A 23,260-nucleotide genomic window follows, 5' to 3' on the forward strand; every position below is an offset into this window, starting at 1 on the left:
CGAATTTGACCTTGTTGCCAGTCTTGTCTTATTTAAGGCGCGATAAGCAACAAGGAGAGTTTGATAAATCACTCATTTTTTGAACACGACCAACCGAATTATATTTCTAGTTTATTTTCTACCGCTTGTACCTTACGGCGGGCTAATGCAAGATTGGCTTTTGATTTATCAAGCACCAAATAAATAAACAAGTCTTCATGCTTGGCTGTAGGACGAATGATGTGCAATTGAGACTCCAAGGTGATTAACATATCTTCGATTTCACCTTTGATATCTAATGATTTCATCGTTGCTACTTTCGCCTTTACCACTTGCGAGTTACCTGCTGCTGCAAGTTCTAAGTCAACGCCGCCGCCAGCCATACCAAGTACCATGCCTGACATATAGTCGACGATACAGCCACCCATTGCACCATCAAGATTCATTAATTCTTGTAACGACTCAGCGATATTTGACATACTTTTTCCTATTTATTTGATTGTATTAAAATAAAGTAATAATAAAATTGTGAGATGTTAATGACATTAAAACATCTGTAGCTAAGTGTTTTTTAGCGAATGCATTGCACTACAATTAGTAAAAGAATTTTTACTTAGCCGGAGCTATTATAGCCCATATATAAAAGATAAATTATTTTTATCTAGCCGCTTATCATTAAAAAACTACCGTTTATCTTGAAAGTAGGTGATAAATAAAAAAACATGTTCATTTATTAAATTAACTCGACTTAACAAATTAGAAAAACCAACTAATCCAACGATATCGAATACCGACTTACTTAGAAAAATTAGCTATATCTGACTAAGTTAAGCAATGGTCGGTTTACCATTGTCAAACATAACACTATAAATAACTACAACTCCTGTTCGATCAGGCAATAGCTCTATGATGTTGGCAACTGGAATAAAAATTTCTTGATTATCTCCTAGCTTAATAAAATATTTAGATGAAATTACTTTATGACCTTTACTTAAGTGCGTATACAATTCGGATCCTTTATTCTGATCTGCACTACTCTCTATAAATAATCGCCCATCATCGCATGTGCTTTTAATTAAAATTTCTTTAATCACTGTTTTTTTCATTTCAATACCTTTTACCATAACGTCCGTTGTGGGAACACGTTCGACTCCCGTATAGCACACCGATCATGAATAGAATATTTATGGTAAGTACATCATGAAGTACACTGTGACTATTTCAGCAAGTTAAAACGTTAATACCATTAGCTCACAGCCTTATTTTCAAGTCCTCACTAGGGTACCGAACACTGCTATTAAACTTCAAACAATAGCAAATTTAGCACACCATCTTTGATTCTATTTTTTGAATATGAGCGTATGAACGAGACGATATCCTGAGTCACCTGCGGTAGAAACATACTCAAATTTTTCTCGTGCAATCAGGTTTATATCATAATACTTGGCGTAGTATTGTTCGAGTTGAGCTTGTGTTATTAAAAAAGGCGGTAAATCTTTATGTTTATCATCACGCTGCTTTTTTCCATCATAAGCAAACGATAATAGCAGTTGATTTGCTGTATTACTCAGCTCCATAACTCTCTGTGTGTAACGTGTACGTAGATTTTCTGGCTTAATATCTGGAAGAGCAACTAATGCACCGCGATCATAAATAGCATCTATTTGTCCAAGATCAGTAGAACTCAAATCAAAAATATTACCTACCCATATTTTGAGACTCTGACCTTTATGTTTAGTTTGATAACAGGTTAGGCTAGGTGTGATTGGGTGTAGTGATATTGTCGCCTGCAAGTCATTTTCAGCAAAAAAATGGGTGACTGCTATTTCTGACAACTCAACACCGACAACATCAAAACCCTCATTTAAAAACCATAGCATGTCTATGCTTTTACCACATAGAGGCACAAAAACACGTCCATTTTTAGGTACATTTAAGGCTTTAAAATGATCTATTAGCATTGGATTTGGGTTTTTTTGGGTAAAGTCAGTCTGGCTCTTTTGCCATGCATTTTGCCAAAACTCAGGGTTCATAACATTAACCTTTATTTTTAAGAGTTAGCTTTAGATGTGATTAGCGGTATGCAGATGTCTGATAGTATCAATCTATTCAATAAATAATAGTCAGTTTAGTATTCAAGGTATTCTCTGATAGGACGTTTATTAAACTGTGAAGCATCTTTTTTAAGGCGGTTAACCATTTCAAACTCCCACGCTTGCTGTGACTGCCCAGCTGGGCTAGTAGGCTTACTAAATGATTGTATTCCGCCATAAAATCAGGGTTACGAGCAATACGACCCAATTGCTTATCGTTTAACCCTTCAATAGTAGAGCTGTCGCTGTTCTCAGACTCATCTTTAGCAGTAATATTTCGTTTGTTTGTTTTCACTTTAAACTTGAATGTAAAACCTGTAATGATACGCCCTTGTTTGTGTTGTTCATATTCAACAGTAATATCAGTGTGTTCGTTGATTTGAGTGATCGCCAAGTCTAAAACTCGTCTTTTAAAAGCTTCTATTCTTTGGTATTCATCTACCAGGCCTAGCTTTTCGCGTAATTCCACAAGTGATATCTGACTCGTCCTACCTACTGACCTCCATTGAATAATTAACTCATATAGCCTTATTGCATACTCACTCTGCAATCCTACGACCTGCTTCAATTCATATTCCGTGTAACGTGCTTCAAGCCTCGTAATCAGAGGAATTACATCGCTTGCAAATACCAACTCGACACAACCTAAGTCATCAATATAGCCGATCTTATCTACCCAACGGCTTTTATAATGTCCTATCTTTCCTGAACGCTCATCTATTTTACTATAGGCAAAACCTGCCTCATACAATCCTTCTACTGCCCTTTTCATAGCTTCATAAGACGTATGTTTTTCTACATTGAATTGTTTGGCATAGCTTTGCGCATAAATTCGCAACACCCCCCCTGCTTCTATTAACGTTTTTTGTTCCCTAGCTTCAATAATCGCTAAAAATATTAAGCGTTGCTCCACGACCCCCAAACTATAACTCGCGCCAATTAAAGAATTATCCTTAGTAACTAACTGCTTAGACACTTCCATCCTCCATCTGTTTTTAACAACTATAATATCTTGAAGTTGTTAAAGCAACTAATGTTAAAATTAGTTGCTTTATAGGTCGTAAAACGTTGCTTTATAGGTCGTAAAACGTTGCTTTATAGGTCGTAAAACGTTGCTTTATAGGTCGTAAAACGTTGCTTTATAGGTCTTTAAAGCCTTTATTAAAAAGGCTTTCAGAGGATGTAAAAGCTTTTAAAAGTATTTAAAAACATTAAAAACCTTTTTGGTAATTAATAATGAGAATGACAAAGGAAAAAGGCAGTAAAGATAGCAATAAATTTAATATTAGTAATTTCAAATAATTTAAAAAGAGAGATCAAGGAGCTAGTCAAATATAGCTAATAACGTCGTATTAAGCTCCCTATAAGGTTCTAAGTATCGTTTGGTATAATTACTAGGTAAATTTTTTAACTTCCTTAGACGGCCTTTATGAGCTTACACAGTTCCATGATTGCTCATATCAACTAAAATCTTCGGAAGATCATTAGAATCTCAGTAATTTTCATCAATATGCCACCAAGGACAAATCTCTTATTATCAGATGATTTCTCAAAAAAAGCCTTTGTATCAGCTGATAAAAGGGCAATTTTTAATCCAAACTATTGTAAGCTTTTATTCCTGCTTTGTTGACCAGTTTTTGAGCATTATCAACTTTATTAGGTGCTGCCACTTCTCTTAATATCAATAACGATTCTAGCACTATCGGCATCAAAGCCTTGACCGTATCATTCTGATTTGATGTGTTCTCTACTGCCTTTGACCCTTCGTCGTTCGACTGCAATAAGTGCAGAATCTCACTAATATCTCCTTTCATAGACTGAAGGTCTTCAAGAAAGTTATTGGTATCTGACTCCAACTTTTTCTTTAAGTAGCCACCAGGAGATAGCCCGGCCTCTGCTGCTATTGCTTCTAGTTTTAAGTAGACTTCAGGCTTTAATCGGAATGATACAGTAGGAGTGCTCATGATTATCCTTGTTTACAGATTGTAGACACTAATATATCATATAAATCATATACTTGTATAAAATTTGTTTGCAATTTGCATGCAGAAAAAATCTTCTTAAATCGGGTAAACTACTGATTTAAGAGGCTTTTTTTCATCCTTTAGGGTGCGTAAGGTGTAGTCATTAAATTGAATAATTTAATGACCAAAAGCAGGTAGAAAAATCGGTTATTTTCTACCTGTCGTAAGCCTTTAGCTAAAAAGGCTTATAAGAGCGTTACTACTGCACTTTTACTGCAAAATGACTGCATATCTACTGCATAAGTGAGGCAAGTAATCTATAATGATGCAATTCTACTGCATATATGCTGCATTATTACTGCGTAATGACTGCAATTCTACTGCAAAAGACGGGTAATCAATGTTGGTGCTGTTATAGGTGAATAACGATGGCTAAAAGAACAAAATTTTCAAAATTCAGGTCGCTGTATGAGGTAATTGAGAGTTTGCTCGATACCTACACTCATGAAGGGGTCATTGAGATACTGGCTGAAAGCCATGATTTAGAATTGTCGGTTTCCACGCTAAGGAGCTATCTCTACCGCTATAAAAAACAGTCAAAGGAATTATCTGTAGCTACAGATAATTCTAATAGTGGGCTTGAGGTAAAGCATGATTTTACTGAACAAAATTTAATTATTTCACAAGGCAATGAGTCAATCCAAGAGAACGATACAAATAGTGATGATGATTCTGAAAGTGACAACCAAGACGATGAAGAAATAGATTACGATGCTTTGTTAGAGGAAATGAAAAGAAAAGCTGCAATCAAAAGCAATAAATCACTTCTTGATAGGTGAGTTATTGATACCGAATTAAACGAAGATCCAATAAGTGATATTCCCTAAATCTAAAGGAGCAATCTATGAGTATCCGAGGTGTATCAGTAGCAAGTAACCATTTCATGATGTTTGAAGAGGCGCAACGAGAATACTACCGTCAAATGGGTCGTCTTAATACTTTCGGTTTAGAAAACGAAGCTCATAGCGATAGTATACGTAAAAAGATGTTTGAGCTAAAAGATGAGGAAAGTATGCTAAGAGAATGTAGCGCGAGCGAACTCTACGTCATACAAAAACAGCTCAAACAGAAAATTGATGATTTCCTGCGTGAATTGGATAAGTAGTACGTTGCTATTACTGTTCATAAAAGACCAAAGCCCTAAAATTATTGAATTAGCATTACTTATCGCTTATATTAAGGATACATAAATAAGCGATAAGTAATGCTATGAGCACAACCAATTATAATATCCGTCTCGATCAAGAATTAAAAGACAAGGCGTTTTCGGTGCTGGAGGGCTATGGCTTAACGCCGTCGCAAGCGATTAAGTTATTTTTGCATCAGGTCGCAGAAACCAATAGCATACCGCTGTCTTTTGATTATCAGACAATGCCTAGTTCCAATACGCTTGAAGACGGTGATCAATGATTGAATTTGAATGGGATGAACAGAAAAATAGCAGTAATCAACGCAAACATGGCTTATCCTTTGAAGAAGCAGCTCGGGTATTTTTTGATCCTTTGTGTTTGCGTCAGCAAGACCGATATGAAAATGGTGAAGAGCGGTGGCAAGCACTTGGCGCAGTGAATGGGGTAGCGGTATTACTAGTCGCTCATACTCAAAGAGATAGTGAGGGTGGCGAGGTTATTCGTATCATGTCAGCACGACGTGCCACTAAGGCTGAAAGGAGGTTCTATGAACAAGGTTAGCTATAAAGCAAATGAGTTACCGTCTTTAAGCGCTGAGCAAGAAGCCAACTTGCAACGATTGGCGATGCTTTCAGATGACGATATAGATTTGTCTGATATGCCTGAAGTCACAGACTGGTCGGGTGCGACTCGTGGTAGTGTGGTGGCAGATGATCCTATGGTCGGTGCCAGTATCGTGAGTCCTAGTATCATTGCTAGATTCCAGGATAAGGCGAAGAAGACCGGCGGAAACTATCAAGATATGATTAATGATGCGCTAGAAGAGTATTTGTTAGATCATTAGTCGATAAAACCACAGCGTCTAAAACACCCACCACTTTTTCTTTTTCTCAACCGTAGCTACGGTTGAGTTGTCTGTTTTTTCTTTCTCTTGTTCAAGTGGCGGCTCATAGCTCTGCTCAGACTTTTTAAACTCTAGCAGTCTTACTTGAGCGAAATCTTGAATACTGGCATTGGCTTTATCCAGTGTTTTGTTCAATTGTGCTATCTGTTGCTGGTAATTCTCTATTAACTTCTTTTGATCACTTACCTGTTGGTTAGATGTTCATTCTTGAGCTTTTCGAGCGCTAATTGGTGTTCAATATCTGTATTGTATTGGACAATTTGACTGTTCAGAGGTGTATTTTGGACAGTGTTCACTGAACGTTCAGTACGTTTTTTCAAAACGGGCTCTCCAAATACTCGCAGCATCTCCGCAGTGTCTATCTTCTTATCTGCTGCTCTAGATAGCTCACCATCATTGACCTTCTGATAGATTGTAGTTCTCGATACACCCCATTCTTTTGCCGCTTTCGTCACCGATATGTTCATTGTTCACCTAGTGCCCAAGTACGTTTTTAGCAAGTGTTCAGTACAACTGTCCAGAACGTTTATTGAACAACTATGGCATTAACCCTACTATTAGGCAAATTGAATGTTTAGTTGGGTTTCTATTACTAGAAGTAAACTTATAAGTGATAGTTTTTATAGAAATGCACTCAATTATGGTTTAAATAGAGTGGTCTATGGAGTTTTTAATACGTTTAGCGGTTTAATACACTGGTTTCAGGGCCCTAAACTTTGATTATTGAACCAAACTAATAACATGCCATCAAAAGGAAATGAGATAATTCATTTCAATATGCATATAATTTTAGAAAAATAGGAGTGTTCTTTATAATGTCTAATGCTGACGAAAAAACTGAGATATCTGAGAAAATAGTTAATACTGAATTTGATCCTGAAGAAATAGAGGATAACGATGATTCCGAACACCTCAAAGAGCCTTTCGATCCTAAAAAAGTAGATGTAAGCATTACAACTCCAAATTTAAATATGCTAATTACTAGACTGCACCACAATGAAATTGATCTTGTGCCAGATTTCCAACGTTCTGGAGATTTGTGGAGCAAACAGATCCAAAGCCGGTTAATTGAATCTATACTCATTCGACTGCCTATACCTGCTTTTTATTTCGATGCTGCTATCGATGATAAATGGCAGGTTGTGGATGGTTTACAACGTTTATCTGCCATTAACAACTTTGTAGTAACACAAAATTTACATTTAACAAATTTGGAGTTCTTAACCGAGTATGAAGGGTGCTCATATAATGAATTACCAAGAGCGCTTCAACGTAGAATAGATGAATTCCAAACTTCCGTTTATCTAATAAAGCCTGGTACTCCAGTAGGAGTGAAATATTCTTTGTTTAATCGGATTAATACTGGGGGATTAAAACTCAATCATCAAGAAATTCGGCATGCAATGAGCCAGTCTATTAACGGCGGCGCAGCATCTAAGTTCTTGAAAAGGCTCGTTGAAACAGAAGTGTTTAAAAATGTGGTCATAAATAAGAATTATCGAATGGCTCATGAAGAGCTGGCACTAAGACATATATCTTTTATTATGTTTGGTATTGAATCTTATAAGTCTTCCATGCCAAAATTTCTTAATAAAGCAATGATAGAATTAAGCTCTGTGGAAGATAAAAGATTAGCAGAGATGGAGAAAGGATTCTTGCATCGCTGAAAACTACATTCGATATTTTCGAAACTGACTCTTTTAAGAAAACCTTAGCAATACCAGGTCATAGAAGAGTAGTTAACAAGCCATTATTTGAATCTGTTTCGGTATGCCTGGCAAAAATTAGCGATGAAGAGCGCTCGATTTTACTGAATAGAAAGGATGATTTTCTGAAAGCTTTTATCTGTCTACTTGAGGATCAAAAATTTGATATCGCTATAAGTAAGTCAACAGCAAATACTGAAAAAGTCCAAACTAGATTTAGCATGGTAAGTGCATTGGTAAACAAACTAATATTAGGCCGTTAATTATGTTGAATCTTTTAAGCTTGAAAAACTTTAAGTCCATCAAAGAAGAGGATTTTGAGTTAAGGAAATTAAATATATTTACTGGCTTTAATGGAATGGGGAAATCGTCAGTTATTCAGTCTTTATTGCTACTAAGGCAATCATATGATAAACACATGCTACCTCACGAAGGATTATCCTTGGTAGGGGAGTATGTAAAAATAGGGATTGGAAAAGACTTACTTTACATGAATGCTGAAGAAGAAGTAGTGAAGATAGAAGCTTTTTGGGATAAAAGTAATTTAGAATTCTATTTTAAATATAACAAAATTTCTGATATGCAGCCTATTAGTTCATCTCATATTGAGGGAGAGGTTTTTACAGAGTCTCTGTTTACATCAAATTTCCAATACTTATCAGCTGAAAGGATTAGCCCTAAAAGTGTATACGATGTGTCTGAGTATGCTGTTAACCAGAAAAGGTCTCTAGGTATAAGAGGAGAATATACCGCTCACTTCTTATCTCAAAATGGCAATGAGCCTTTATCTATTTGTGAACTTAGGCATCCTGAAGCTACAACTACACATCTAATTGATAACTTAAATGCTTGGATGTCGCAAATCACACCTGGCATGAAAATAATAACAAAGCTGATTCCTGAAATAAATCAGGCAAGTCTTCATTATCAATTCTCTTCAGCTACTGAACTCACTAATGAATTTAGACCAGAAAACACAGGGTTTGGTTTGACATATGTACTGCCAATCGTAACTGCTTTGCTAGCCTCTAAACCTGGCGACCTTTTAATTTTAGAGAATCCAGAGTCACATTTACATCCATCTGGTCAGTCAGTAGTTGCTAAGATGATATCAATTGTATCAGAAAATAATGTACAAATAATAATTGAAACACATAGCGACCATATTATAAATGGCGTTAGAGGTTCCGTGAAAAATGAGAAAATTAAATCGGAAAATGTTTTAATTTATTTTTTATCTAGAGACCTGACTTCGTCTGAGCATTGCGTGGATATTGAAAAAATTGAGATAGATGAAAAAGGAAGAATAGATAGTTGGCCTGAAGGTTTTTTTGATGAATGGGATAAGAGTTTAAGTGTTTTACTAAAGGATCGATAAGCCATGTTTGATGCTGTAGTTTTAAACGAAGCTTCATTGCCATTTAAATGTATTGAAGATTGTGAAAGAAATATTGAAAAATTTTTTGATTTGTTGCATGAGGCTCAAAAAAATAAAGTCAGTTTTTCCAGAGTGGATGAGCTAGAAGGAGACTGGAATAGTTTAAATTATGCTGATAATTTCATTTTTAATAAGTGGTTAGATTCTATTGAAGATCACGACAGAAAAGTACAGATAAAAAGTGTTATTACTAGTTCAAAATGCCCATTGTTAGACATTAATAATAATAGAAATGGAGTAGATACTAGCGATACATTCTTCTTGGATGAGAGTAATCGTAATTTAGAAGTTTTAGGATTAGCCTTTGCTTATTTGAATAACTCTCATAGCTTGAGCCTTGCTTCACACTCTCACTGGCTAAAAAGCTCTATAGGTATAGTTAAGTCATGGTACGTGAATAATGAGCTTAACGAAGAGAAGATGGATGTTCCAAACATATCATCTATCCAACAACTAAACTCATTTTTAGATGCTTTTAAAGCAAAGCGACAGAAAAACAAAGATTACTTAACCAAATTAAAAGTTAGGGATAATGATGATTTCGAGAATTTACTTTTTACAGAGAGCGCTCTCAAATCATTTAGATCTAGTTCATTACAGCCCTTAGACTTCAGGGTGATAATATCTATCTTAGAGAGTTTAAACCAAGCGATAACTCTCTCATCTAACATACAAGAGTTATCTAATAATTCTAGTCTAACAATTTCTGGTGAAAGCAAGTCCACAATGTCAGATAAAAGCTTAGTTAGGATGCGGAGTTTTAAACACCCTACTCTAGGTTATCAAGTGTTTGAGCCCCATATCAAAAATTTCACCAATGGCAAGCGTATGCATATCTTAGCTAATTATGAGAACAAAACTATTTGTATAGGTTATTTTGGAAAACATTTGAAGACATCAAGCATTACATGATTGTTTAAACCACTTATCGAGCCTTTCATAAAAACTGTGTAACTACCATTTAGATCAGATGCCTACTTATTCTTCAACTCATTAGATAATGATGCAATCAGCTGACGTGAGCACTTAGCCGTAGCTTGTATTTCGGAGTAGCTATGTCCAGATTTTAGCAGACTAGCGATAATCTTACGCTTCTCGGTGTCTTTCCTACGTCCAGAATATTTGCCTTCAGCCTTAGCACGAGCAATACCTTGCATCTGACGGCTACGTCGATCTTCATAGTCCTTTCTAGCAATAGCAGCGAGCATATCAAGCATCATCGAATTGATAGCCTGCAATACGCTGCTCATAAATTCAGTGCTGCTCTCTGGCTGAAGCGCCATATAGGAGGTCGCAGCTCTTTTGATACGACTGCCAACTTTTTTTCTGATAGCATTCTTTTGAGAGTATCCCAATCAGCTTGGTTCAAACGTGCTAAGCGGTCAATCTGTTCAACCAAAATCACATCGCCTTCGTGGGCATCATCGATCAGCTGCATTAATTGCGGACGTATCAAAGTTGCGCCTGATTCGTTTTCGAAATAGAAGGCGGCAACTTTGTGGCCATGATCATTAGCAAACTGTATGAGCTCATTTTTGGCACGCTTGGCATCCTGCTCTTTGGTTGAAGCTCGTAGATACGCTCTGATAAACATAAACACCCAAAATAGTCTGTTATAAGTGGTTCCATTATATCAGTCTATTTTAAGTGGTCTATTAATAGGTTTAAAGGGTGAAATAACTGGTTCCCTTGGGGTATACGCCTAGAAACTAATTTTTCTGTTTAAATAGCTTCTTAAGATAATCACAGCTTGCTTGGTAATCGTTTTTACAAGACAAATTTAACCACTCTTTTGCCATAGAATCGTTCTTATCAACGCCTAAACCTTTATGATACATCATTCCCAGATAGTATTGAGCAAGCTCACTACCTTTGCTCCATGTCTCATCAACCGTATTGAAATATTGGTTCCTAGCGGCTTTTTCATACCACTTGAAGGCTAAGCTGTAGTCTTGAGGCACACCAATTCCATTGTAGTACATTTGAGCTAATTGATATTGAGCAGGCTTACTTCCGTGTTTAAGCTCTCCATAGTTATAATAGTAGTATGAAGTAGCTGCTGCTTTTTCAAACCATTTAACAGCTTCATCAAAGTTCTGAGGAACATCTACACCATCATAATACATTTGTCCTAACTGGTACTTAGCAGAAAGTGTACTAATATACCTATAATCATCTCGATTTATAACTTTTTCAAACCACTCTTTAGCTTTGTCTTTATTTTGAGGGACACCTAAACCTCGACTATACATCAGTCCAATGTTGTAAGCCGCATTAGTATCTCCTTGATCAGCGAATTTCTGAAAAATATTTAAGGCTTTGCCATAATCTTGAGGAATGCCTAAGCCTGAGTAATACATAAGTCCTAAAATGTATTCAGCATCTGTAGACCCGTTATTAGCCGCCTTTTGGTAATAATTAAATGCCTGATTATAGCTTTGAGGAATGCCTGCCCCATGATAGTACATATCTCCAAGTCGATATTGAGCGTGAACATCGTTATTGTCGGCTAACATTTTATACAATTTAAAAGCTTTGGCATAATTCCGAGGTTCTCCGTATTTACCTATATAATAAATATTGGCAAGATTATTTTGAGCAGAGGGATGTCCGTTATCAGCAGCTAATTGATACCATTTGATCTTATTTACACGATCATAAGCTTCTAGACCAAGCATAAATTGGGCTGGCGCATATCCTCGAACAGCAAACCATTCATAAGATTTCTTGCTATCATTAGGCGCTTTTGAATTCTCTAAATATAGTTTTGCAAGCTCTTGCTGAGTGTGATTGTCTCCTATTTCTTCTGCTGTAGCTGTTATGGATAGCCCAAAAGATATAGCTAAAATGATTATAGTTTTTTTTAAACTTCGCATATTGAATTGTTCCAAGATAGACATTGGTACGGTTTATTTGCTCATTCTAAGGGCAACATATATGTGAACGCAGAGAATCTTTAGTTCACATTCATATTTGAAAAGCCCATCGAATGTACGCTAGGAAGTACACTGCAATTATTTAGATAACTCGAACTGTTGCTACCACTAGCCTACAACCCAATATTCAAGTCTTCACTAGGGAACTGCATAGACCAACACACCTTATAGAATCGCATTGATTAAACCAATAAAAGACTATCGAATGAAAAATAAATCGCAAAAAATCATATTAAAACAAAAAACACCCATTTATACAAAACTTGGTCTAGCTATTATAGTTATATGCGGAAGTATATATTTATTTAACCCAGGTATACTTCTTGAGGGAACAGTCACTCTGGTAATAGGTCTTGTTTTTATTGTAATTAATATCATTAATCTATTCAGAAGAGTTGAATATGATGTTGTCGCCATACTGGTAGGCTTATATTTTCTCATAATAGGCGCAGATGCCTTTTTCTCTCTTGAGATTAGTTATATACCTATAATTACTATCGTATTAATGATTCCTGTTGTGATTTTAAGCTTAAAATCATTCTATAAGTCATAACCTATAGCTGTCTTCTTGAATTATTAAGTTTTTTACTGACCTGACTATAGCCACTTCGCCAATACCTAACAACAGTTTATGATATAGTTAATTGACGGATGGTTGAGTCCCACTGACTAAGTGCGAGTTTTCGACTTCACAAATGTTTATTCCCTACGGTCATGCATTTATGAAGTCAAAACATCGGCAGGGTAAGACCCCCACACCCCCAACACTACGAAAAGATGTAGTGCCAAAAAGCAAAAGTATGAGCATTTGAAAATGGCTATTTTTCTCGCATCGACCAAATCCATATCACGAGGTAGCGGACAAAGTGCTGTTGCCAGTGCGAGCTATCGTGCAGGTGTTGAGCTTGAGGATAAACGATACGGTAAAACCCATGATTACTCCAAACGTTCAGGTGTCATGAGCACGGATATTATTTTGCCGTCAGCATTAGCTGCTGCCGGCGCTACTATTGATCGTAGTAATTTATGGAACAAAGCAGAGAGTGCCGAGAAACGCAAAGATGCGAGGGTGGCTCGTGAATGGCTGGTTAATCTACCGCATGAGTTAAGTGAGCAAGATCGTAAGACACTGGCACACAAGTTCGCCCAAACCCTAGCGGATCGTTACGGCACGATTGCCGATTGTGCTATTCACAAACCCACACAAAAAGAGATTGATCGAGGGGCAGATCCTCGCAACTTCCATGCTCATATTATGTTTACTACTCGTACGGCGGCAATTGGCAATAATAATGAAATCCTATTGACTGACAAAGCTGATATTGAGTTGTCCGATACGAAGCGTCATAAGCTTGGCATGGAACGAGTCAGTGTTGAGATTAAAGAGGTTCGCCAACTATGGGAGCAGCTTGCTAATGAAAAATTAGCTGAGCATAAGCACGATTTGATAGATTGCCGTAGCTATGCAGATCAAGTCAAAGATATTGAGCCACAACTTAAGATGGGTAGCGTTGCAACCAAGCTGGAGCGTGACGCATATGAGAAAGCTAAATCGGTAGCAATGGAAAAAGGCGAGGTATTTAACGGCATTGCGCCAGTGACGATTAGAGGTGAAATCAACGCCATGATGCGGAGCGTAATAGTTTAGTGCTAGAAGCGTCCAATAGAATTATTTTTGAGCAGCGAGATTATGATGAACGACTTGAAAGAGCAGAACGATATATTGATCGAGCGAATCAAAGCATTAGAAACACAAAACGACAAATTGAGCGAACAGAACAAGACATTGAGTGGTCAAGTAAGCGATGCAAAAACCTACCAAGTTGGATTGATGGAAACCACAAAGCAGTTGAGAGCAACACAAAAAGATATTCTGACACAGCACAAGCAAATGACAAGCTCATACAAAGAATTAACAACACAAAACAGTCAATTAACAGCGTCACTGAAGCTATCGGAAAGTCAGATATTGCAATTAACAGAGCAGTTGAGCAAAGCGCAAGACCAGCTCCAAGCCCCTTTGATGACAACTACAGACGAGCCTTTCATGAGCGAAAAAGACGAATTGATCGAGAGCTTAGAGAGCAGGATAAACAAGCTCACAGAGAAAGTTACGCAGATGAGAAAGACAATAATGATCTTAGAGCGACGTTAGGCGCTTTTGCTCATCGTTTAATGACTCGACACCATGAAAAGTTCAGCTTGCGCCCAGGCTTTCGCGATAATCCTGCTTATTACCCTGAAAAATTTGACTATCGACAAGTCAAAGTCCTTGATCGCTTCGCTAACGAATTGCGCTTAACCAACGATTTTGATGATTTCAGAGAGGAACAGCGGCGCATTGCGGACTTGTTTACGTTTGACGTGATGCAAGACAACCTCAATGCAATGGATATATTAATTAACAGACAAAAAGAACGTAAAAACTATCACGAGGTCACAGCCGATTTTGAGGTATTCATTACTCGATTAGATGCTAGCAGAACAGCCAAAAACAATGAATTGCAAGGCTCGTTGGGTCGTAGTGACATTAGCCGAATGACGGCAGAAACGCTAACAGCGGTCAGTTATTTAGATAACATTGAGCAGTACATAAACAAAGAAACCACCGCTAACGAATGCAAAGTATTAGCTCAGGAGCATATCAGCGAGATTCTAAGAAGAACTTCCAAGCAGTATGAACTTACCTATCAAGGATTAAGAACATTAGATAGTAACGAGATCGTCCAGAAGCATGCTAGAGCGCTTGAATCTAGTTTAAGTGGGTTTAATACCAAATATGCTGATAAATTGACTGAAAGCGATATCAAGAGCATTAATAACGGATTGAGAGTCCTTAGTCAGAAATTAGAGATTGCTAGACCTATCAATCGACCCTCTCCTTCTCCTTTTTAATCTTATCCACAACTTTTTTATTCACCCGTTTCTTTAAGGGTTTTTATTTATTCCTGTTTACTCCTGTTTACTCCTGTTTAAGAGGCTTTTTTACCCTTTAAAATCAATATGTTACGGATGGAAAAAACACAAAATGAGTAGAATAAACACAAAATGAGTAGAATAAACACAAAATGAGTAGAATAAACACAAAATGAGTAGAATAAACACAAATAAAAATTTATGATATTATTTATAGTTTTATATGTTAAAGTAAAGCTTAGTTATTATTGGAAATAACAGTATATTAAGCAGGGATTCGAAAAAAATATGGAAAACAATCTAGTTGTACAATCCAATGAGCTTGTCCTAGCAGCTTATACCATGACCACTAAAGAGAAACAGCTTTTACTAACTTGTATTAGTCGTATTGATAGTAGACCCGATGCGCCAAACATTACTAAGCAAACCAAGTTCACAGTGACAGTCGAGGAAGTAGCAAAGATATTCTATAACGATAGTACTAAGAAGAATGCTTTTAGAGATTTAGAGCAAGCTAGCAATCGGCTTTTTGATAGAGAAGTTCTGATAGCACTGGAGGATAATAAAACGCTTCGTACCCGCTTTGTTAGCGGCGTTCTTTATGATCCCAACGGAGAGCAGATAACAATAACATTTGCAGAGGATGTACTGCCTTATTTGACACAGCTGAAAGCTAACTTCACAAAATATAGGCTGATGGAGGTATCTGAGCTATCAAGTATTCATTCGATACGCCTATATGAATTAATTGTTTGTTGGGTAGGTCAGTATCAATATACTAAAGCTATGAATTTAGATGATTTTCGCTACGTTATGGGCATTAAAGGTAAGTATAAGCAATTTGGACAGCTTAGAGAGCGTGTGATTGACACTGCTATAGATGAAGTCAATGAGAGTACAAACTACAAGGTCACTGTTGAGTATCATAAAAAAAGTAGAGGCAAAGGTTATGAGAGATTAACGCTCAAATTCCATCGGAAAACATTGGATAAACTAACCAGTGAAGATGGCACTCTGTCAAAAGCTACCATACAGTCTATAGTCGATAACCTGCAGTTTATGAATGACTATAATAATCATCCAAGCCTAAGTTATGACGGCAAAATGCAGACTGACGCATTTAAGCGCGAAATGATAAATATCATACAGCGAGAACCTGAAAGCTTTAACAAGCCCAATAAGGGTTTAGAGAGCTATTTACCAAAGATTAAACACTAATACTTTGTCTAACATCCGTTCTAGTCAAAAGAACCACCGTTTTTTCTTTTTGGGAGCATTTGCCGGTGTCATTGTTGATTTTTGTTCTGGCTGTGGTTCATCATTGTGCTCAAATTGTTTGAACTCTAGCAGCCTCACTTGAGAAAAATCGTGAATACTAGCATTAGCTTTGTCCAGTGTCTTGTTTAGCTGACTAATCTGTTGTTGATAATTCTCTATCAACTGCTTTTGATCGCTGACTTGCTGTCGAAGGTGTTCGTTCTTTAATTTCTCTAGATCTAGTTGGTGTTCAAGCGCTGTACAAGACTGTACAGTCAGACTGTTCAAGTGCGTATTATGAGAGCTGTTCAGTGATTGTTCAGTACGTTTTTTGGACAAAGGCTCTCCAAATACCCGAAGCATCTCTGCAGTGTCAATTTTTTTGTCTGCTGCTCTAGAGAGCTCTCCATCATTGACTTTTTGATAGATCGTCGTTCTTGAAACACCCCATTCTTTTGCGGCTTTCGTCACCGATATGTTCATTGTTCACCTAATGTTCAAGTACGTTTTTAGAACCTGTACAGTTGCACTGTACAGAACGTTCAGTGAACAACTATGGCACTAACGTGCTTGTGTGGCAAACTATAAATACTTGGTATAGAAGTTAGGCACTCAGACATATATCATCCATTTCATTGAACAAATATAGGGTATTATAGCTACCTATTACTAGGGCGTGTCCTCAATTCAATCAATTACTCTCTAAATGGGCTAAAAATGGCTAAATTTTGTTAAACATCGTCAAATAGCTTATCAATATCTCGATGTTAACAGCGCTATTTTCCTTGGTTAACTGCAATTTATCTCATTTTTATCACCATTTTTAAAATGAGGACACGCCCTAATAAAAATGATAAAAAGAGATTGATATGCCAACCTTTATAGTTGTAGACGATGGAATTGTTAACCTATCGGAAATTAAAAAGATAACTGCGGATAAAAAGCGACTTACAATCATATTTCATTTAGGGTTTTGGAATGAGAACGCATTTAAAAAATGTACTGATAGCCAGCACTTTGAAGAAGTTTTTGAAAGTATAGTAACTAAGTTAGAAGCTGAAAAGATTTGAGTTCGCTACTTACAGTTCCCAATTTTAGATAGTAAGTCTTTCATTATATTAGTAATCTATAACAGTTTTGTTATGGCTTACTAATACAATTTAGTTAACCAAATATGCTATAGATTATGACAGCAGTAAGTAAAATAGACGAAATATCATCACCCAGTATTATTAATTTATGCCAAGTTTTATCCTTGTTGTTATTATGAGTAATAGAACTACTATTATAATGACTTATGAAATCATCATCACTTATAGAGTACCTTTTTTTCGACAAAGATAGTTTTTGGTCTAGATCTACAGGTATGACAACTTGCTTCAATACTGCTAAAAATATTCCTAGCCATATTAAGATGTTTGGTATGTCTTTATTTATAGAAGAGTTTATGAAAAAACCAAAACTTAGGATTAAAGCCACAATGAAAAACTTGCGGTAACTCCCCTTTGGGTAATCTAGGACAAAATTCCGCATCAAAAATCCTAATAAATGAACGTATGTTTATTTAAAAGATCGAATATTAATGTTGGTGATAACCATTGTCAATAGAGATGTTCATAGCAAACTGAAGATACAGTTCCCTAGTGAGGACTTGAATCTTTGACTGTAGGCTAATGATATCGAGGTTTTGAATTACTGAGATAGCCACAGTGTACTTTATGGTGTACTTACCATACATACTCTATCTATGATCGGTGCGCTATACAGGCATCGAGCTGTATAATTAAAATCTCCCAAGTTAAGGTCTATGAGATTAGCGACAGTGGTCATGCTTATATTAAACGGTTTAATCGTAGTTATCGCAATGAGGTTTTAGATTGCTATTTATTTAATGATTTAAAGGAAGTCAATAAGCTGACTGAGGACTGGATCAAGGTTTATAACACTGAAAGACCCCATGATTCACTTAATGATATGACACCCGCTGAATACAGACAGGTGGCTTAATGATTCTACGAAGATGTTGTGTTAAGTATGGGGTATTTACATGGAAAGTGCACTATGTACAACAAAAAATTAAATATTAATAAGTGTCTAAACCCAATTTTATCTATATTGTCAGTTGCTGTACTTGCTACGCTCTCATCAATGGCAATCGCTCAAAGCACACCTAACCAGTCTTTTAACGTATCAAGCGTTGCTGACAGCTCATCAAGTTGTGACATCTACAAGCACGTTGAACAGTCTGAAACCTCCATTGACCTGAATAATGTCACACAAACGCCAAATGGTATTAAAGTTCATTCTAATGACTTAGATCTTCAAGTGGAAGACTTTCAACCATGCAAAGCCAGTAAGCCATTCAGTAGTGACAAAGAGGCTATTGCGCTGTACCAGCAACTTGAACACGACTTAGACAAGATAGCGGAGATAATTATTCGTGATGTACCAGAAGGCTTCTCTAAATATAAAGGTTTAGATAATGAAGAACTTGACCAAATAATTAAAAACGTAGAACCGGTAAAACAGAAAAAGTACGATCCAGACAAGTTCATAAACGTATACATCTATATGGCGGTTCATAGTTATTTAGGCGAATTCGTACCTAAAGACGATGCTAAAGCCGTGCAGTATATGAGCTATGTGGTTGACTACCATCAATCCTTTAGCCCTAACGATGTATCACCATTACTTAATTCTATGGTTGCGATAGCAATCATAGAAAAACAAAGACATATCAATGATAACAATCCTATTAAATTACAGCATGAGACTGAGAGTAGCGTTGAAGCCGTGACTGCTTATTTGCTATCCAAAGCAGGGCACTTAGACACGAAGGCTATATTAGTAAAGAGTTACATCAATCGAATGGATGAGACCCTTGATAACCCCACTTTAGAAGTGATTCACCAACTATTTGACCCAAAACTTGAGGAACTCACACATCTTGCCGAGCAAGGAAGTTATATTGCTACAAATGAATTGAAAGAATTGTATAAGGGGCTAAAGACCATTGATTTAGAATATGCAGAGCAAGCAAAATATTGGGAAGGTCGAGTTGACACTTTGCCTCACCCAGATAATAGTTGGAATTAGGTGATATACATTTTAAGTATTTTTAGAAGATAAATAAATACTGTTTAAGCAACGTATACCCCAGCGGAAGAGCCTTTCCTAAAAACTGTGTAACTGCTTATAATCCACTAACCGGAGAATAAGCAATGACTACTCAATCTGACATTAAAAAACTGGCCGAGCAAATGGCTGGTAGCATGAAAAGCTTTGATGACATCAAAGACTTCCAAAAGCAGCTCATGCAATCCTTTATCGATACTGCTCTTGAAGCTGAGATGGAAGAGCATCTGGGCTACCCCAAGCATGAGAAAGCAGACAAGCCTAACAAGCGCAACGGACACACTAAAAAGACCGTCCGTAGCGACACAGGCGATCTTGAAATCTCCACCCCAAGAGACCGTGATGGCGCTTTTGAACCTGCACTAGTGCGTAAGCATCAAACCCGTATCTCAGGCCTTGATGACAAGATCATATTCCTTTACGCCAAGGGTCAAACCACCACCGAGATTGTAGAGAGCATTAAAGAGCTCTACGACGTTGATATATCAAGCTCTCTTGTCTCAAGAGTCACCGATAACATATTAGAGGACATCACCGCTTGGCAGAACCGGCCGCTGAGCAGTGTTTATCCTATCGTCTATTTGGACTGTATTGTCGTTAAAGTACGTCAAGATAAGCAGATTATCAACAAAGCCATTTACTTAGCGCTAGGTGTTGCTCTTGATGGTAAAAAAGAGCTGCTTGGTATGTGGTTATCAGAGAATGAAGGCGCTAAGTTCTGGCTGGGTGTTCTCACTGAACTACAAAACCGCGGGGTACAAGATATCCTCATTGCCTGTGTCGACGGCTTAAAGGGCTTCCCTGATGCCATCAACACCGTCTACCCCAACGCTCAGGTTCAGCTGTGTATCGTACACATGCTGCGCTATTCGATGAAGTTTGTACCGTGGACAGATAAGAAGGCCGTAGCGGCTGATTTAAAGGCCATCTACGGCGCTGATACGCTTGAGATAGCAGAGGCCAATCTTGAGTCATTCGATCAGGTGTGGGGTGATAAGTACCCGCATGTGGTTAAGTCTTGGCGCAGTAACTGGGAGGCTTAACGGTGTTCTTTGGTTATCCTAAAGACATCAGAAAAGCCATCTATACCACCAATGCTATTGAGTCATTAAATAGCGTGATTCGAACGGCGGTGAATAAGCGTAAGGTGTTCCCATCTGATCAGGCAGCTTTCAAGGTGATTTATCTGGCAACCCAGCAAGCATCCAAAAAATGGTCGATGCCAATCCGTAACTGGACGTCTGCTTTAAATCGCTTTATGATTATGTTTGATGATCGTATCAGTAAGCATTTAATCTAAATAGCAGTTACACAGAATCTGGGATAGGCTCCAGCGGAACCAACTATTTCAGCCTCCAAACCTATTAACAGACTACTTAAAACAGACTGGTATAATGGAACCATATATAACAGGTCTTTGAATTAAGGGACTCGCTACTGTGCTTTCCTAATAACGTTAGCCTATTCTTAGCAATAAATAAGCCACCTATAAGAAGGTGGCTTATTAGCGCTTGAATCACTTGAATTCATTGTTACACATTAAAGCCTATATGCTTCCCTGTTGGCAGCTCAACGTCGATACGAAGCTTGCCGCCCATAGCCTCAACATATTTTTTCATGGTCGATATTTTAAGATCATTGCCGCGATTTTCTATAGCAGACAATGAAGGCTGCTTAATACCCATGGTTTGAGCCAGCTCTTTTTGAGAGATATCTAACTCTTCACGGATACGAGACAGCTGGTTTTCTAAAAGCAGTTGCTCTGCCAGTTGTTTAATACGCGCTCGGCTATCTAAAGAACGCTCAGCTAACATCTCTTGTAGTGTCTTAGTCATGTTATAGATCTCCTAAGGTTCTGAGGTGATACTCATACTGCTGGTCTGCAGTGGCTAGCATTTCTTTATAAAAACGCTTTTTATTACCCTTATCACCAATACAAAGCACAACCGCTTGCCGCTTTGGATCAAAGGCAAAAAAGGCTCTGAGTGGCTTGCCTCTGTGCTGAATACGCAACTCTTTCATGTTGGTAAACTTTGAATCGTACACCGTATCCACTAAAGGACGACCTAAGCTTGGACCTTGCTGTTCTAGAACCATCAAAGCTGCCAGTACTTTTTCTTGCGTTGATTCATCTTGCTGATCAAACCATTGGTTGAACAGCTCTGTTGTGATGACAGTCCACATATAAAAACCAATATATAGATTATAGTCTATAATATATAGTTAATCGAGACAGTCTGCAATTATAGTGAGCGGCTCTTAACAGCCTATTCTTAGTAGCGACAATATTTTCTATCGTTAACCTATTGGTTAAAGGGCTGTTCTAGATAAGTAGATTGCAACGATTTAATTAGCTCGATTGACCTAGCTGGTCAGGATATGAGAGTTTGAGATGATTAATAGACTAAAAAAGAATGCATCACAGTTTAGTAAGCGTCCAATTAGGGGTTATTTAGAGTATTAGGGCTCGCGCCATCACTCAAGAAGGCGACAATCTTTATTCAATGGTGGCCAAGTGAATTCTTTATCATCATAGTGCAGTAAGATAGTATCGTTAGTGATTCCATTTATTGTGCCATTTAAATGCTGTAGGCGTATTTTCAAAGAAGTCAGACTACAGAAAGCATTTTGGTAGCTCTCCGCCTCTAGGCTAGCTAACGTTTGCTCTACATACTTATTGATACCATCAATCATCTCGTTGGCATCTTCTTGCCATTCAAAACTGTAATCTGCATCAAGAGAATCTAGATCATCAATTTTTTTTAGATCAATTAAGGCATCCATGAGTTTGCGTAGATTATTAAAGTCTAGGCTCGATATTGTGGTCTGTTAATAGGTTTAAGGGCTAAAATAGCTGGTTCCGCTAGGGTATGCCTGATTTCATTTGGCGAATGTTAACTTTCTAGAGTTAAAAAGGTAAATCGTATGGAAAATTTCAGTAACAAGACAATAATTGACGAAGAAATTATTATTGAAAGTAACAGCTGTATATTTCTAGGACCAAATTTAAAACTCGTTGATTGTGTTGTTATCAATAAGCAAACGGCTAGAGGTATACAGTTCTTAGATGCTGAAATGGTTGGGGGTGTTTTTCAGACGAAGAAGAAGCTAACCAATTGGCAAGAGCATAGTGTGACCTTCGACTCGGTAACCTTCAAAGGTAATTTTTTAGGATGCGATTTGGGCGGACGCCTGATGAAGAGTCATCAAATCATTATGGATTAGTAAAAGACTGTGATTTTAGCCAAGCAAATATGCACCTATGCCGATTGTTTAATGCTGATATCGAAAGCATTAAATTTGGTAGATGGCCGTACTTCACTATTATTAATCTCGAGGCAGCCGCCATTCAAATTCAGAAATTAAACGTCCCAAATGAGTTAATAATATCGTTAGATATTTCTGATGAGCCAGAAGGAACATCAGCTGTACTATTTAATGCTGAATTGATTGCTAAGAAAGAAGGAATTGATATAGAAGTTATCAAAGAATTAGTCAGCCAGATTGATAGTGTCATAATATAGGTTATTTTATGGTTATAAGGACTATTATTAAGGAGGTCTACTGTGATTGGTGATACGGTTATTTTTGAACCAGATGTCGAAAAAATTAAATATTATCCAGAAGAAGGGCACGGGTTTACATTTGAAACGTTGTGGTTTGATACCATTACAATGCTTGAGCTTACGGATATAATTGACATTCCAATTGATATAGCTGACACCGTCGCTTATGACGAGCA

The 23,260-nt window shown here is 37.3% G+C and carries 30 protein-coding genes and 2 pseudogenes; 18 read left to right on the forward strand and 14 right to left on the reverse strand.

All coding sequences use genetic code 11. From position 1 onward, the window contains the following. Nucleotides 1–98: 98 nt before the first annotated feature. The 5 genes from TT12_RS13720 to TT12_RS13740 form a co-directional block, all read right to left on the reverse strand. Nucleotides 99–458: a hypothetical protein gene (locus TT12_RS13720; RefSeq protein ID WP_045455906.1), complete on the reverse strand. Its 360-nt coding sequence runs from the start codon at nucleotides 456–458 to the stop codon at nucleotides 99–101. A 348-nt stretch (nucleotides 459–806) separates the two neighbouring features. Further along, the gene (locus tag TT12_RS13725) at nucleotides 807–1,103 is read right to left on the reverse strand and encodes a hypothetical protein (protein ID WP_207804093.1); all 297 of its coding nucleotides are present in this window, start codon (nucleotides 1,101–1,103) and stop codon (nucleotides 807–809) included. A gap of 216 nt (nucleotides 1,104–1,319) precedes the next feature. Beyond that, entirely contained in the window at nucleotides 1,320–2,012 is a 693-nt protein-coding gene (locus TT12_RS13730) for a class I SAM-dependent methyltransferase (protein ID WP_045455913.1), read from the reverse strand. Nucleotides 2,013–2,088: 76 nt separating this feature from the next. Then, entirely contained in the window at nucleotides 2,089–3,048 is a 960-nt protein-coding gene (gene repM, locus TT12_RS13735; RefSeq protein ID WP_243443731.1) for a replication initiation protein RepM, read from the reverse strand. Between the two features lie 613 nt (nucleotides 3,049–3,661). Continuing rightward, nucleotides 3,662–4,036, reverse strand: a complete 375-nt coding sequence (locus TT12_RS13740) for a hypothetical protein (RefSeq protein WP_045455917.1) — start codon at nucleotides 4,034–4,036, stop codon at nucleotides 3,662–3,664. Nucleotides 4,037–4,464: 428 nt separating this feature from the next. On the opposite strand from TT12_RS13740, the gene TT12_RS13745 reads away from it, so the two are divergent. The 5 genes from TT12_RS13745 to TT12_RS13765 all read left to right on the forward strand — a co-directional run bounded on the left by TT12_RS13745 (nucleotide 4,465) and on the right by TT12_RS13765 (nucleotide 6,070). After that, on the forward strand, nucleotides 4,465–4,875 hold the full coding sequence (locus TT12_RS13745) for a hypothetical protein (protein ID WP_045455920.1): 411 nt from the start codon (nucleotides 4,465–4,467) through the stop codon (nucleotides 4,873–4,875). Nucleotides 4,876–4,940: 65 nt separating this feature from the next. Continuing rightward, nucleotides 4,941–5,201 carry a hypothetical protein gene (locus TT12_RS13750; protein WP_045455923.1) on the forward strand — a complete coding sequence of 87 codons (261 nt, stop codon included), beginning with the start codon at nucleotides 4,941–4,943 and terminating at the stop codon, nucleotides 5,199–5,201. 104 nt (nucleotides 5,202–5,305) lie between these two features. Next, nucleotides 5,306–5,506 carry a type II toxin-antitoxin system RelB/DinJ family antitoxin gene (locus TT12_RS13755; RefSeq protein ID WP_045455926.1) on the forward strand — a complete coding sequence of 67 codons (201 nt, stop codon included), beginning with the start codon at nucleotides 5,306–5,308 and terminating at the stop codon, nucleotides 5,504–5,506. Continuing rightward, entirely contained in the window at nucleotides 5,503–5,787 is a 285-nt protein-coding gene (locus tag TT12_RS13760; protein ID WP_227679046.1) for a BrnT family toxin, read from the forward strand. The genes TT12_RS13755 and TT12_RS13760 overlap by 4 nt, the downstream gene beginning before the upstream one ends. After that, nucleotides 5,774–6,070 (forward strand): hypothetical protein, encoded by a 297-nt coding sequence (locus TT12_RS13765; protein WP_045455929.1) that lies wholly within the window; start codon nucleotides 5,774–5,776, stop codon nucleotides 6,068–6,070. The genes TT12_RS13760 and TT12_RS13765 overlap by 14 nt, the downstream gene beginning before the upstream one ends. A gap of 18 nt (nucleotides 6,071–6,088) precedes the next feature. Here TT12_RS13765 and TT12_RS17895 read toward each other — a convergent pair whose 3' ends face one another. Then, the gene (locus tag TT12_RS17895) at nucleotides 6,089–6,265 is read right to left on the reverse strand and encodes a hypothetical protein (RefSeq protein WP_243443732.1); all 177 of its coding nucleotides are present in this window, start codon (nucleotides 6,263–6,265) and stop codon (nucleotides 6,089–6,091) included. Between the two features lie 47 nt (nucleotides 6,266–6,312). Continuing rightward, nucleotides 6,313–6,597 carry a helix-turn-helix domain-containing protein gene (locus TT12_RS17900; protein ID WP_243443733.1) on the reverse strand — a complete coding sequence of 95 codons (285 nt, stop codon included), beginning with the start codon at nucleotides 6,595–6,597 and terminating at the stop codon, nucleotides 6,313–6,315. 348 nt (nucleotides 6,598–6,945) lie between these two features. On the opposite strand from TT12_RS17900, the gene TT12_RS13775 reads away from it, so the two are divergent. The 3 genes from TT12_RS13775 (at nucleotide 6,946) to TT12_RS13785 (ending at nucleotide 10,186) form a co-directional block, all read left to right on the forward strand. Beyond that, entirely contained in the window at nucleotides 6,946–7,797 is an 852-nt protein-coding gene (locus tag TT12_RS13775; protein ID WP_207804094.1) for a DUF262 domain-containing protein, read from the forward strand. Nucleotides 7,798–8,101: 304 nt separating this feature from the next. Further along, complete coding sequence (locus TT12_RS13780) at nucleotides 8,102–9,214, forward strand: AAA family ATPase (protein ID WP_045455931.1); 1,113 nt, start codon at nucleotides 8,102–8,104, stop codon at nucleotides 9,212–9,214. 3 nt (nucleotides 9,215–9,217) lie between these two features. Continuing rightward, nucleotides 9,218–10,186 carry a hypothetical protein gene (locus TT12_RS13785; protein ID WP_045455933.1) on the forward strand — a complete coding sequence of 323 codons (969 nt, stop codon included), beginning with the start codon at nucleotides 9,218–9,220 and terminating at the stop codon, nucleotides 10,184–10,186. Nucleotides 10,187–10,248: 62 nt separating this feature from the next. Here the strand turns inward: TT12_RS13785 and TT12_RS19485 are convergent, their stop codons facing one another. The 3 genes from TT12_RS19485 to TT12_RS13795 form a co-directional block, all read right to left on the reverse strand. Next, on the reverse strand, nucleotides 10,249–10,557 hold the full coding sequence (locus tag TT12_RS19485; protein WP_243443734.1) for a hypothetical protein: 309 nt from the start codon (nucleotides 10,555–10,557) through the stop codon (nucleotides 10,249–10,251). Beyond that, entirely contained in the window at nucleotides 10,521–10,868 is a 348-nt protein-coding gene (locus tag TT12_RS19490; protein WP_243443735.1) for a recombinase family protein, read from the reverse strand. Before TT12_RS19490 ends, TT12_RS19485 begins: the two co-directional genes overlap by 37 nt. A gap of 115 nt (nucleotides 10,869–10,983) precedes the next feature. Beyond that, nucleotides 10,984–12,150, reverse strand: coding sequence for an SEL1-like repeat protein (locus TT12_RS13795; RefSeq protein WP_198331103.1), 1,167 nt, complete (start codon nucleotides 12,148–12,150; stop codon nucleotides 10,984–10,986). Between the two features lie 265 nt (nucleotides 12,151–12,415). On the opposite strand from TT12_RS13795, the gene TT12_RS13800 reads away from it, so the two are divergent. From TT12_RS13800 to TT12_RS13820, 4 genes are all read left to right on the forward strand, one after another. Then, nucleotides 12,416–12,763, forward strand: coding sequence for a hypothetical protein (locus TT12_RS13800; RefSeq protein WP_045455937.1), 348 nt, complete (start codon nucleotides 12,416–12,418; stop codon nucleotides 12,761–12,763). A gap of 261 nt (nucleotides 12,764–13,024) precedes the next feature. After that, nucleotides 13,025–13,858 (forward strand): MobA/MobL family protein, encoded by an 834-nt coding sequence (locus TT12_RS13805; RefSeq protein WP_207804095.1) that lies wholly within the window; start codon nucleotides 13,025–13,027, stop codon nucleotides 13,856–13,858. Then, a complete protein-coding gene (locus TT12_RS15775) occupies nucleotides 13,858–15,105 on the forward strand; it encodes a hypothetical protein (protein WP_207804096.1) in 1,248 nt (415 codons plus the stop codon). Before TT12_RS13805 ends, TT12_RS15775 begins: the two co-directional genes overlap by 1 nt. Nucleotides 15,106–15,414: 309 nt before the next feature. Continuing rightward, a complete protein-coding gene (locus TT12_RS13820) occupies nucleotides 15,415–16,344 on the forward strand; it encodes a RepB family plasmid replication initiator protein (protein WP_045455943.1) in 930 nt (309 codons plus the stop codon). Between the two features lie 24 nt (nucleotides 16,345–16,368). On the opposite strand, the gene TT12_RS13825 is transcribed toward TT12_RS13820, so the two are convergent. Then, on the reverse strand, nucleotides 16,369–16,854 hold the full coding sequence (locus TT12_RS13825) for a plasmid replication DNA-binding protein (RefSeq protein WP_243443736.1): 486 nt from the start codon (nucleotides 16,852–16,854) through the stop codon (nucleotides 16,369–16,371). Between the two features lie 398 nt (nucleotides 16,855–17,252). Between TT12_RS13825 and TT12_RS13830 the strand changes: the two genes are divergently transcribed. The 4 genes and pseudogenes from TT12_RS13830 (at nucleotide 17,253) to TT12_RS13845 (ending at nucleotide 20,818) form a co-directional block, all read left to right on the forward strand. Continuing rightward, a complete protein-coding gene (locus tag TT12_RS13830; protein WP_045455947.1) occupies nucleotides 17,253–17,453 on the forward strand; it encodes a hypothetical protein in 201 nt (66 codons plus the stop codon). Between the two features lie 757 nt (nucleotides 17,454–18,210). Next, nucleotides 18,211–18,390, forward strand: a pseudogene (locus TT12_RS15780) (integrase core domain-containing protein); the annotation flags it as partial. A 54-nt stretch (nucleotides 18,391–18,444) separates the two neighbouring features. After that, entirely contained in the window at nucleotides 18,445–19,479 is a 1,035-nt protein-coding gene (locus tag TT12_RS13840) for a hypothetical protein (RefSeq protein ID WP_045455950.1), read from the forward strand. 125 nt (nucleotides 19,480–19,604) lie between these two features. Further along, nucleotides 19,605–20,818 (forward strand): annotated as a pseudogene (locus TT12_RS13845) (IS256 family transposase). Between the two features lie 232 nt (nucleotides 20,819–21,050). Here TT12_RS13845 and TT12_RS13850 read toward each other — a convergent pair. From TT12_RS13850 to TT12_RS13860, 3 genes are all read right to left on the reverse strand, one after another. Beyond that, nucleotides 21,051–21,353, reverse strand: a complete 303-nt coding sequence (locus tag TT12_RS13850; protein ID WP_045455952.1) for a helix-turn-helix domain-containing protein — start codon at nucleotides 21,351–21,353, stop codon at nucleotides 21,051–21,053. Between the two features lies 1 nt (nucleotide 21,354). After that, complete coding sequence (locus tag TT12_RS13855) at nucleotides 21,355–21,702, reverse strand: type II toxin-antitoxin system RelE/ParE family toxin (protein ID WP_045455954.1); 348 nt, start codon at nucleotides 21,700–21,702, stop codon at nucleotides 21,355–21,357. A 291-nt stretch (nucleotides 21,703–21,993) separates the two neighbouring features. Next, complete coding sequence (locus TT12_RS13860; RefSeq protein WP_045455956.1) at nucleotides 21,994–22,302, reverse strand: hypothetical protein; 309 nt, start codon at nucleotides 22,300–22,302, stop codon at nucleotides 21,994–21,996. A 141-nt stretch (nucleotides 22,303–22,443) separates the two neighbouring features. On the opposite strand from TT12_RS13860, the gene TT12_RS13865 reads away from it, so the two are divergent. After that, entirely contained in the window at nucleotides 22,444–22,743 is a 300-nt protein-coding gene (locus tag TT12_RS13865; RefSeq protein WP_207804097.1) for a hypothetical protein, read from the forward strand. Continuing rightward, nucleotides 22,692–23,042 (forward strand): hypothetical protein, encoded by a 351-nt coding sequence (locus tag TT12_RS15785; protein ID WP_207804098.1) that lies wholly within the window; start codon nucleotides 22,692–22,694, stop codon nucleotides 23,040–23,042. Before TT12_RS13865 ends, TT12_RS15785 begins: the two co-directional genes overlap by 52 nt. The last annotated feature ends 218 nt before the right edge of the window (nucleotides 23,043–23,260 follow it).

The organism is Psychrobacter sp. JCM 18903, from assembly GCF_000586475.1.
Lineage (GTDB): Bacteria > Pseudomonadota > Gammaproteobacteria > Pseudomonadales > Moraxellaceae > Psychrobacter.